The organism is Pantoea sp. Aalb, from assembly GCF_009829985.1.
GTDB lineage: Bacteria > Pseudomonadota > Gammaproteobacteria > Enterobacterales > Enterobacteriaceae > SZZU01.
The window spans coordinates 1-11,772 of the sequence record NZ_SZZU01000006.1 but is presented as its reverse complement, the minus strand read 5'-3'; the positions used below and the strand labels follow the sequence as shown (position 1 = coordinate 11,772).

The 11,772-nt window shown below is 29.1% G+C and carries 8 protein-coding genes; 7 read left to right on the top strand and 1 reads right to left on the bottom strand.

Annotated features, from left to right (window positions below):
• Positions 1-444: 444 nt before the first annotated feature.
• On the top strand, positions 445-1,497 hold the full coding sequence (locus FD728_RS04640) for a RepB family plasmid replication initiator protein (RefSeq protein WP_159935311.1): 1,053 nt from the start codon (positions 445-447) through the stop codon (positions 1,495-1,497).
• A gap of 280 nt (positions 1,498-1,777) precedes the next feature.
• On the opposite strand, the gene FD728_RS04635 is transcribed toward FD728_RS04640, so the two are convergent.
• Entirely contained in the window at positions 1,778-3,052 is a 1,275-nt protein-coding gene (locus FD728_RS04635) for a Glu/Leu/Phe/Val dehydrogenase (RefSeq protein WP_159935309.1), read from the bottom strand.
• Between the two features lie 478 nt (positions 3,053-3,530).
• Here FD728_RS04635 and FD728_RS04630 point away from each other — a divergent pair, with 478 nt between their 5' ends.
• The 6 genes from FD728_RS04630 to FD728_RS04605 all read left to right on the top strand — a co-directional run bounded on the left by FD728_RS04630 (position 3,531) and on the right by FD728_RS04605 (position 11,575).
• Entirely contained in the window at positions 3,531-4,736 is a 1,206-nt protein-coding gene (locus FD728_RS04630) for a bifunctional succinylornithine transaminase/acetylornithine transaminase (protein WP_159935307.1), read from the top strand.
• Between the two features lie 15 nt (positions 4,737-4,751).
• Positions 4,752-5,777: an arginine N-succinyltransferase gene (gene astA / locus FD728_RS04625; RefSeq protein WP_159935305.1), complete on the top strand. Its 1,026-nt coding sequence runs from the start codon at positions 4,752-4,754 to the stop codon at positions 5,775-5,777.
• An 11-nt stretch (positions 5,778-5,788) separates the two neighbouring features.
• Positions 5,789-7,255: a succinylglutamate-semialdehyde dehydrogenase gene (gene astD, locus FD728_RS04620; protein ID WP_159935303.1), complete on the top strand. Its 1,467-nt coding sequence runs from the start codon at positions 5,789-5,791 to the stop codon at positions 7,253-7,255.
• Between the two features lie 25 nt (positions 7,256-7,280).
• Positions 7,281-8,624, top strand: coding sequence for an N-succinylarginine dihydrolase (gene astB / locus FD728_RS04615; RefSeq protein WP_159935301.1), 1,344 nt, complete (start codon positions 7,281-7,283; stop codon positions 8,622-8,624).
• Positions 8,608-9,636, top strand: coding sequence for a succinylglutamate desuccinylase (gene astE / locus FD728_RS04610; protein ID WP_159935299.1), 1,029 nt, complete (start codon positions 8,608-8,610; stop codon positions 9,634-9,636). Before astB ends, astE begins: the two co-directional genes overlap by 17 nt.
• Positions 9,637-10,033: 397 nt before the next feature.
• Positions 10,034-11,575: a UbiD family decarboxylase gene (locus tag FD728_RS04605; protein ID WP_159935297.1), complete on the top strand. Its 1,542-nt coding sequence runs from the start codon at positions 10,034-10,036 to the stop codon at positions 11,573-11,575.
• Positions 11,576-11,772: the final 197 nt, after the last annotated feature.

Below are 11,772 nucleotides of genomic sequence, written 5' to 3'. Positions count from 1 at the left end.
TTTTTAAAAATAAATTGAATGAGTAATATTCAATTATTTATTATTCATATAGTAATATTTTTATTTAAATGGATAGAATTACTTATTTTAGGTATATAGATTATGTTTTTTATATTTAAATAAAGTTATGCACATATCCACTGAATAGATCTATATAATATAGATCCAATATAGATCCAATATAGATCCAGGTTCGCTGTAACCCTTATCACACTTGGGATAAGGATATCTTCGTATAAGCTATAGTAAGTAAAATATAAGCTATAGTAAGTAAAATATAAGCTATAATGAGTAAAAAATATAAGCTATAATGAGTAAAAAAAACTTTATTGTGGATAATTTTTTTTCCCTAGTTTCTAGGATAAAAATATATGGAAAAATATAATTTAAATTTATTGATATATTTGAATTTATTTATTTTTTTTAAAAAAAATATTAACTAAGATGAAAATACCTATATATAGAGAAAGAGAAAATAGTAACTTAACAAGTTTATTTCAAGAAAAGGAAAAATTTTCTAAAGAAACTATTATTCTTACACCAAATTCAAATAATACCGTTCAGCCAGTTGCATTAATGAGGCTTGGTGTGTTCGTTCCAACACTAAAATCTTTAAAAAACGTTAAAAATAAAACGTTTACTACCATCGATGCTACAGAAGAACTTACTCGTCTTTATTTGGCTAAAGCTGAAGGATTTGAGAAAGTGGAAATTGTAGGACCTCGCTTAGATATGGATAATGATTTTAAGACTTGGATTGGTATTATCCATTCTTTTTCAAAGTATCAAAATAAAATTATTGGAGATAAAGTTCAATTACCATTTATTGATTTTGCTAAATTATGTGGAATTCCATCTAGTCGATTATCAAAAAAATTAAGAGAACGTATTAGTCCATCATTAAAGCGGATAGCTAGTACAACTATATCCTTCACTAGCAATATAGATGAATATAGTAAAGAGTATATTACTCATCTAGTACAGTCTGCCTATTACGATACAAAAAAAGACATTGTGATATTACAGGCAGATCCTAAATTATTTGAATTATATAAATTTGATCGAAAAGTTCTTTTACAGTTAAAAGCAATTAATGTACTTAAAAGACGAGAGTCTGCACAAGCTCTTTATACATATATTGAAAGTTTACCTAAAAATCCAGTTCCTATTTCTCTTGTAAGATTACGTAAAAGACTTAATCTTCGCTCCCCAGTATTTTCACAAAATCAAACAGTTCGACGTGCTATGACTCAATTAAAAGATATTGGATATTTAGATTACAGCGAAGTTCATAAAGGAAATACTGTATATTTCCATATACATTACCGACATCCAAAGCTAACATTCCCTAAAAATATTAAAATAAATAATTTACAATTATCAGATTGTATAGCAAAACTAGAGCGTATGAATCTACAATTTCAAGAAAAAATATATCTTTTTAATAAACTTGGAATTTCTATAGAAGATCTTAAAAATTTATTAAAACTAAATTAATAGAAAAGAAGTTAATACTTTAATAGTTATTAAATTAAAGTACGTAAATCAAGTATAATTCTTTTATTACTCACCATAGCTTATTTATAAGCTATGGTGAGTAATAAAAGAATTATACTTTTTCTATTATGCAAGAAAACTCAATTTTTATTGAGAATTATGTTTCATCTAAATTTTATATAAAAAAATTAAAATATTTCCAAATAAAAGTTAGTTAGTTTAGCTAACCAACTTTTAAAATTAATTTTAAGCATTAAACGAAAACAATTTTCATATATTTTTAACCTGGATAAATTCCTCTATCTTTACGAGCCATAAGAATACGTTCACACGCCACAACATAAGCAGCAGTGCGTAAAGAATAATTATTTTTAATCGATTTATCCCATACTTGTCTCATAGCCTCTATCATAATTCTATCCATTCGTAAATTAATTTCATCTTCACTCCAAAAAAAGCTAGCCATATCTTGTACCCATTCAAAATAACTTACTGTTACACCTCCAGCATTACATACAACATCAGGAACGACAGTAATATCCCGCTGTATAAGAACATCATCAGCGTCTGGATAAGTAGGACCATTTGCTCCTTCTAAAATCAATCTACAATTTATATTTTTAGCTCTTTCAGGTGTAACTTGTCCTTCTAATGCTGCAGGAATAAAGATATCCATAGGTACATTCCAAAAATCATCTTCTTTTATTTCATCTGCTCCTTTAAAACCAGCAATTTTACGATTTTTATTTTGCCAATCAATTAAAGCAGCTATATCAATACTTTTTTCATTAAATAACGTAGTACTATGATCTTGAACAGCTATAACACGAGCTCCAAATTCAGAAAAAAGACGTGCTGCTTCACTACCTACATTACCGAAACCTTGTATTGCTACTGTACTACCTTTGATTTTTATCCCTATATGATTAGCGACTTCTCTACCAGTAATAAATACTCCTCGACCAGTAGCTTTTTCTCTTCCTAATGAACCTCCTAAATGAATAGGTTTACCAGTTACAACGCCTGTAACAGTTGTTCCTTGATTCATAGAATAAGTATCCATAATCCAAGCCATTACTTTTCCATTAGTACCTACGTCTGGCGCTGGGATATCCTTTTGTGGACCAATAATAATTCCTATTTCACTAGTATAACGTCGTGTTAACCGTTCAAGTTCACCTTCTGATAATAAGAAAGGATCAACTCTAATACCACCTTTAGCACCGCCATAAGGTAGATTAACAGCTGCACATTTAATAGTCATCCATGCTGATAGTGCCATAACTTCATTTAAATCAACATTAGGATGATACCGGATACCACCTTTTCCAGGACCACGTGAAAGATTGTGTTGTACACGATATCCTTCAAAATGACAAATAGTACCATTATCCATTTGTAATGGGATATCAACAATTAATGCACGTTTAGGATGACGTAAAGTATTTATCCAACGAGATAGTTCACCTAAGTGAGGAGCAACACGATCAATTTGGCGGAGATAAGTTGTCCATGATGAAGTGTTACTATCTGATGCGTAAGAGAGTTTATCCATAAAAACCTTCTAAGAAATGGTTAAATAGATTTACTTGGCAATAGATTGGAGATTTTATACTCTGAGATGAAATAAATTTATCACTAATCAAATTATGACAAGTATAGTGTTTTGAAGCTAAACAACAAACATTTTTATATTTTGTAAAAAAATATTATTAATATATATTTTTTACGTATATATATTACTTTTAATAAATATATATATCATCCGAATTATGCTAGTTTTTAAAATCCTTTTAAAGTTAATAATTTATTAATTTAGTAATATATCAAATACATTATAATAATATTGTAATGTGAGATGAGTATAAAAAAATATTTTTATATTGTATCTCTAAAGTATTCATACTATTCATTAATATCTTCCTTAAATAATTTCATTAGAATGTAAATAAAAAATAATTTTTATTTAACTAATTTTGTATTTTATTTTAGATAAACAAAGATTTATTAATTGATTTTTAAAAGGAGTAATAATGTCAGAAAAATATACTCGAACAGATTTTGATAAATATATGATTCCTTGTTTTTATCCTGCACCTTTTATCCCTATTAAAGGAAAAGGTTCACAAATATGGGATCAAGAAGGAAAAAATTATATTGATCTTGCTGGTGGTATTGCAGTTAATTCTCTAGGACATGCAAATACACAACTAATTGAAGCTCTTCAAAAACAAGCTAATAAACTGTGGCATATTGGGAATGGTTATACTAATGAACCTGTTTTAAAATTGGCAAAAACATTAGTAAAATCTACATTTGCTGATAAAATTTTTGTTTGTAATTCTGGTGCTGAAGCAAATGAAGCTGCATTAAAACTTGCTAGAAAATATGCTTTAGAAAACTATGGTCATAATAAAAGTGAAATTATTGCTTTCAATAAATCTTTTCATGGTCGTACATTATTTACAGTGACAGTCGGAGGACAGCCCAAATATTCAAATGATTATGGACCATTGCCTATAAATATTACTCATTTACCTTACAATAATCTTGAAGCTGTCAGTAATCATATCTCTGAACAATCTTGTGCAATTATAGTAGAACCTATTATGGGTGAAGGTGGAGTATATCCTGCAAATAATTATTTTTTAATAGGATTACGTGAACTTTGTAACCAATATAACGTTACATTGATTTTTGATGAAGTGCAAACTGGAGTAGGACGTACTGGTTCATTATATGCTTATCAAGAATATGGAGTAGAACCTGATATCCTAACCAGTGCTAAAGGATTAGGAGGCGGATTTCCTATTGGTGCGATGTTAACAAAAGAAGCGTGGGCACAGGTCTTTCAACCTGGAACACATGGTACCACCTTCGGTGGAAATCCTATGGCTGCTACAGTAGCTAATAATGTACTATCTCAAATAACTCAAGAACTGCTTCTAGGAGTTAAAAAACGCAATACATGGATAATTAAACGGTTAAATGAATTACAAGAGAAATATAATTTTTTAAAAGAGATAAGAGGTATGGGATTACTAATAGGAGTAGAACTGGCAATATCTTGGAAAAATCAGGCAAAAAAATTAATAAATTTAGCAGCTGAAGAAGGAGTTATTGCCTTAATTGCTGGTCCTAACGTACTACGTTTTACACCTGCATTAAATATTCCTTTTAGCGACCTACAAGAAGGTTTTATAAGGCTAGAACGTGCTATTTTACGTCTAAATAGTTAAAACAGGAGATACTGTATGTTGTTTCGTCCTGTTCAAGAAAGAGATCTTTCAGATATTATTGACCTTGCTGCTAGAGCTGGAATTGGGCTTACATCTTTACCTTATAATGTTTCTTATTTAAAAACTAAAATTAACAATAGTATTGCCTCTTTTAGTGGAAATTTACCTCGCTCACAACAACGTTTTTTATTTGTACTAGAAGATCTTTTAATAAAACGTGTAGTAGGAGTTAGTGCTATAGAAGCAGCGGTTGGATTAGATGAACCATTTTATAATTTTCGAATTCAACGTATAGTTAGAGCTTCTCGTCAACTTAATGTATATAAAAATATAGAACTTTTAACGCTTAATTATGATCAAACTGGACATAGTGAGCTTTGTACATTATTTCTTGATCCAAGATATCAAAAAAATCGTAATGGGCTACTTTTATCAAAGGCTAGATTTTTATTTATTGCAGCACATCCTCATATCTTTTCATCTCATATTTTTGCTGAAATGAGAGGTATAATAGATAATCAAGGAAGATCTCCATTTTGGGATGCCTTAGGTTATCATTTTTTTGATATTCCTTTTGCAGAAGCTGATAAATTGACAGGAATTGGAATGAAAACATTTATTGCAGAACTAATGCCTTTATACCCAATTTATGTATCACTTTTACCTATACTTGCTCAACAAGCTATTGGAAAGGTACATCCTCATACTGTTCCTGCTCGTTCTATTTTAGAAAAAGAAGGCTTTAGTTGGAATGGAACCATCGATATTTTTGATGCTGGCCCAGTTCTAGAAGCAGAAACCAATATGATAAGAACTATTCGTGATAGTCAAATAGTAACTGTTAATAAAATATATAATATACTAAATTCTATAAATATTCCATGTATATCGATAGTATCCAATGATCGTTTTAAAGATTTTTCTGCAATTTTACTAAAGACAGAAGATAATAAAAGTATGATCAAGTTAAATGATATTCAACGTAAATATTTACGTGTTAATGAAAATGATAAAATTCGTGTTATTACACTATATCCATAGGACATCATAATATGAGTCATCGTGCACATTTTATTTCAGGTCAATGGCTTTTAGGTAGTGGATCATATTTAACTAAATTATCTCCTGAAGATCAACATGTCTATTGGAAAGCAAAAAGTGCTAATATCAAAGAAGTACAAATAGCTTGCCTTGCAGCACACCATGCATTTTATTCTTGGTCTAATTATACATTCAATGAACGACTCGATAGTATTAAACGATTTGCATCTTGTTTAGACAGCCATAGAGAACAACTGGCTCAAATCATTTCTCAAGAAACTAGTAAACCTTTATGGGAATCACGCATAGAAGTACAATCAATGATTAATAAAGCAGATATATCTAAAGAGGCATGGATTAATAGAACTGGTTTTAGTGAAACAATATTACAAGATGGGAAAGCTCTATTACGTCATAAACCTCATGGAGTAATGGCTGTGTTTGGTCCATATAATTTTCCCGGTCATTTACCTAATGGACATATTATTCCTGCTCTTATTGCTGGCAATACATTGATATTTAAACCTAGCGAGTTTGCTCCTGCTACCGCAGAAATGACAGTACGTATATGGCAAAAAGCAAATCTTATGAATGGAGTATTAAATTTAATTCAAGGTGGAAAAGAAACAGGTAAAATATTATTAGAAAATCCTTATATTAACGGTGTACTATTTACTGGTAGTGCGGCAACAGGATTGTATTTTCATCGTATGTTAGCAGGGCAACCAGAAAAAATACTTGCACTAGAGATGGGAGGAAATAACGCTTTAATTGTAGATAGCTATTCTAATTGTAATGCAGCTATTCAACTTATAATTCAATCAGCTTTTATTTCTGCAGGACAAAGATGTACCTGCGCTAGAAGATTATTAGTTAAATCTGGTTCATCAGGAGATATATTAATAAGTAGACTAATCGAAGTAACCAAACAAATACAAATAGGTAAGTGGAATCAAGAACCACAACCATTCATGGGTGGTGTTATTTCTCTAGAATCAGTAAATTTGTTACTTAAAACACAGCAAAATCTTGTATCACTAGGAGCAATCAGTTTATTAGAAATGACTCAACCCTATAATATGTCTACAATATTAACACCAGGAATAATTGATGTCACTGGAATAAATATTCCAGATGAAGAATACTTTGGTCCATTATTAACTATTATTCGTTATAAAGATTTTGACGAAGCAATACATATAGCTAATTCTACGCGTTATGGATTAGCTATAGGCTTAATTTCACCAGATTTATCACTTTTTAATCGTTTAAGTAATGAAGGGCGTGCAGGTATAGTTAACTGGAATAAACCTTTGACTGGTGCATCTAGTAAAGCTCCTTTTGGAGGTATTGGAGCATCTGGTAATCATCGTCCATCAGCTTACTATGCAGCTGATTACTGTGCTTGGCCTATGGCTTCACTTATAAGTGAATCATTAACATTACCATCAATTCCTTCACCAGGTTTACCTTTTTAATGATTAAATAGTAATTGAGGCTTTTATGTTAAATTTTGAAGCAAACTTTGATGGACTAGTTGGGCCCACTCATCACTATGCTGGTTTATCTTTAGGCAATAAAGCATCATTATACAATCGCAATGAATTATCGAATCCTAAAAAAGCTGCTTTGCAAGGGCTAAAAAAAATGAAGTTACTCGCTGATAGAGGGTTTATTCAAGGGATTTTACCGCCACAACCAAGACCCAATATTAATGCATTACGTGAATTAGGATTCATAGGTAACGATGCGCAAATTTTACAATATGCTTCAAAAGTATCTCCCCATTTACTTTCAGCACTGAGTTCTGCATCATCTATGTGGGCTGCAAATGCGGCAACTGTATCGCCATCTGCAGATAGTGCAGATGGTAAAATACATTTTACAGTAGCAAACCTTAATAATAAACTACATCGTTCATTAGAAGCACCAGTAACAGCTGCTATTTTACGTGCTACTTTTAATAATAATTCTTATTTTGTCCATCATAATTCTTTAATACAGCAAAGTGACTTTTCTGATGAAGGTGCTGCAAATCATAATCGTTTTTGTAGCGAATATACTCATCAAGGAATTCAACTTTTTGTATATGGTCGTAAAGCTTTTACCAAAGGAATTGAACCACAATTTTATCCAGCACGTCAAACATTAGAAGCCTGTGAAGCAGTATCTCGTTTACATCAACTTAATTTAAAATATACTATATTTGCTCAACAAAATCCTATTATTATTGATTATGGAGTCTTTCATAATGATGTTATTTCAGTAAGCAATCAAAATATATTTTTTCATCATCAATATTCTTTTCTTGAACAAGAGAAATTATTAAAAAAAATAAAAGATAAAAGTAAGGTATTAGGGTTTTCTTTTATTAATATTGAAGTTCCAGATCGTGAAATAAAAATAAAAGATGCTATAGATTCTTATTTATTTAATAGCCAATTGTTAACGAAGCAAGATGGAAAAATGATGATTGTCATTCCAGAAGAATGTCAACAATATAAAAATGTATGGAATTATTTAATTAATTTAACTAAAGATCCATCGTGTCCAATTAATGAAATTCAACCATTTGATTTACAAGAAAGTATGAGAAATGGAGGAGGTCCTGCCTGTTTGCGATTGCGAGTAGTATTAAATAAAAATGAATTAGCTGCAGTAAATAGCGGTAGCTTACTTACAGAAGATCGATATCAACAACTTACTCAATGGGTACAAAAATACTATCGTGATCGTTTACATAGTAATGATTTTTTTGATCTTCAGTTATTAAAAGAAAGTTATGAAGCTTTAGATGAATTAACACAAATTTTAATGCTTGGTAATATTTATGATTTTCAATGTTAAAGAAGGAAAAATGAATAAAATTTTAAAAAAATTACTTAATTTACAATTAAGTAAGATTTCTTTTCCAATAGAAATAAAAGTTAGTTATTTAGGGGAAGGTATTTTACAGTTACTACCAAGTGTAGGGTTTAAGAAAGCTGTCATTTTATCAGCTGGCATTCATGGAAATGAAACAGCTCCAATTGAATTACTTGCTAGATTAATAGCATCGCTTAGTAAAAATACACAAAGACTCAATTGTGCATTACTTATTATATTTGGTAATTTACCTGCTATTAAATTAGGTAAACGTTACATACATAGCGATATGAATCGTTTGTTTTTTAATCATAATCAATATGAAAAATTAGAAAAATCAATAAATGAAGTGCAATGTGTTAATCTTCTTAAAGAAGCTGTTCAAAAATTTTTGGATAATATTTCATTATATGATAATATACCATGTTATCACCTTGATATGCATACAACTATTCGTGATTCATATTTCAAACAGTTTGCTTTACTTCCACACAATGCTAATTCATATAATAAAAGTTTTTTTGAATTATTATTTTCTTGTAAATTAAATGCTATAGTGCAACATAATTCTCCTAATGGAACTTTTAGTTATTATCTTAGTAAACATTTTGGGGTTCAAAGTTGTACAATTGAATTAGGTAAAGCTAAATCATTTGGTTTAAATAACCTAACACTTTTTCAATCAATAGAATTTGCAATAAAGTCATTAATTTCTGGTGATAATTTTATAAAAGAAATAAAAAAAATAATTAGGTGGTTTTTAGTTGTAGAAAGTATTATTAAAACTAAAGATAATTTTAGATTAAATTTAAAACCAGAAATCAAAAATTTTACTCAATTAAAACCTGGATATATTATTGCATATGATGATAATCATATTTGGCGAATTAATAATGATGCGCCGTGGATTCTTTTTCCTAACTCAGATGTTGCTTTTGGTTTACGAGCTTGCCTACTTTTAAGATCTACTACTATACCATACTTCACTTTATAAAAATATAACTTATTAAATTCATAATTTAAATTTATCGAGTTTTTATTATAAGGTTAGTAATGAATTATTCTAAATAAATCAGCCTAGTTATAGAATATTTATCTAATATATTTATATATTAGATAATAATGATTAAAATTTTATTTTTTACTTGAATTTTTATTTTTTAAATTTACCAAATAAATTATCATAGTATTTTATATTTTTATATTTTTATATTTTTATTATCTTCTTTAAATTCAAACTTATAATTTTGATTAATCAAAATTATTTTTTAAGTATGTAATACTAAATTTTTCATTAAATCAATCTAATAGTTATCAATTATGAATTAATTTAATAAATAAATTAAATTTAAAATAATATTTTTTAATATAAATTAAAAAGAAAATAAGATATGCAAAATAATAAACAAAATATTTTAATTAATAAAGATGAAATACATCCTTTAGGATGGGCTATACCTCCTATCGATGATCTTAGAAGTGCTATAGCATATTTGAAAAAATATTCTAATGAATATATTTCGACAGATTTACCTGTAAACATACATGCTCAATTAGCAGGTATTTATAAAATAATTGGTGCTGGCGGTACAGTAATAAGACCTACTCAGATTGGACCTGCAATGATGTTTAATAAGATTGAAGGCTATCCTACATCACGTATTTTAGTTGGGATGTTAGCATCGCGACGACGTGTTAGTTTGTTATTAGGTGCATCAGAGCAAGAATTAGGTAAGCAACTGGCCTCTGCTAAGCGATATTTTATTCCTCCTATAATTACTAGTCATAAAAAAGCTCCATGTCAAGAGATAGTCTATAAGGCAAATAATGTAGATTTTGATTTACGTAAAATATTGCCAGCTCCTACAAATACTCGTGAAGATGCAGGACCATTTTTTTGTATGGGATTAATACTTGGGTCAGATCCTATAGATAAAAATAAATCAGACGTGACTATACATAGGCTTTGTGTTCAAGGAAAGGATGAACTATCTATTTTTTTTGCCCCAAATAGGCATATTGATGATTTTAGGAAAAGAGCTGAAGCTCTAGGTAGATCGTTACCTATTTCTATTAATATGGGCTTAGATCCTGCTATTTATATTAGTGCAAGTTTTGAAGCACCTACTACACCTTTTGGATTTAATGAACTTTCTATTGCAGGTGGATTAAGAGCTAAACCAATTGAATTAACAAAATGTATTTCTATAAATGAGTATTGTATATCTAAATCAGAAGTTGTTATTGAAGGAGAAATATTACCTTATATAAGAATAGCTGAAGATCAGCATACTCATACTGGTAAAGCAATGCCTGAATTCTCTGGTTACCACGGGAATGCAAATACATCTCTTCCAGTAATTAAAGTTAAAGCTATTACAACTCGTAAAAATCCTATTTTACAGACATTAGTAGGTCCTGGAGAAGAACACGTTAATTTGGCTGGTTTACCTACTGAAGCTAGTATCTATATTGCTATTGAAGAGGCTTTACCAGGATTATTACAAAATGTATATGCACATAGTGCTGGGGGAGGTAAGCTTCTTGCTATACTTCAAGTTAAAAAGTTAAGTTTATCTGATGATTGTAATGTAAAACAGGCAGCAATAAATGCTTTTGCTATTTATCGAGAATTAAAAAATATAATAATTGTTGATGAGGATGTAGATATTTTCGATACTAATGATGTTATGTGGGCAATGCAGACACGTTATCAATCAAATATAGATACTATATTTTTACCTAATATAACAGGACATATATTAGATCCTTCACAATCTCCTGATTATAATCCATACCTTTCTATCAAAGGTAGTACTTGTAAAACAATATTTGATTGTACAGTACCCTGGAAGATGAAGAATAAATTTATAAGAGCTCAATTTGATGATGTTGATCCTAAATTATGGGCTCCTAGTCTATATAATAAATAATTTAATTTATTTTAATAAATGAAAAAGTGTTTTTATTTATTTTAATAAATTAATAATTAAAAGTTTTAAATTTTTAAAAATAAATTGAATGAGTAATATTCAATTATTTATTATTCATATAGTAATATTTTTATTTAAATGGATAGAATTACTTATTTTAGGTATATAGATTATGTTTTTTATATTTAAATAAAGTT

What these genes read in the sequence shown, in the direction of transcription:
- FD728_RS04640 (WP_159935311.1), top strand. Translation starts at nt 445, where the DNA reads ATGAAAATACCTATATATAGAGAAAGAGAAAATAGTAACTTAACAAGT.
- astB (WP_159935301.1), top strand. Translation starts at nt 7,281, where the DNA reads ATGTTAAATTTTGAAGCAAACTTTGATGGACTAGTTGGGCCCACTCAT.
- FD728_RS04605 (WP_159935297.1), top strand. Translation starts at nt 10,034, where the DNA reads ATGCAAAATAATAAACAAAATATTTTAATTAATAAAGATGAAATACAT.
- astA (WP_159935305.1), top strand. Translation starts at nt 4,752, where the DNA reads ATGTTGTTTCGTCCTGTTCAAGAAAGAGATCTTTCAGATATTATTGAC.
- astD (WP_159935303.1), top strand. Translation starts at nt 5,789, where the DNA reads ATGAGTCATCGTGCACATTTTATTTCAGGTCAATGGCTTTTAGGTAGT.
- astE (WP_159935299.1), top strand. Translation starts at nt 8,608, where the DNA reads ATGATTTTCAATGTTAAAGAAGGAAAAATGAATAAAATTTTAAAAAAA.
- FD728_RS04635 (WP_159935309.1), bottom strand. Translation starts at nt 3,052, where the DNA reads ATGGATAAACTCTCTTACGCATCAGATAGTAACACTTCATCATGGACA.
- FD728_RS04630 (WP_159935307.1), top strand. Translation starts at nt 3,531, where the DNA reads ATGTCAGAAAAATATACTCGAACAGATTTTGATAAATATATGATTCCT.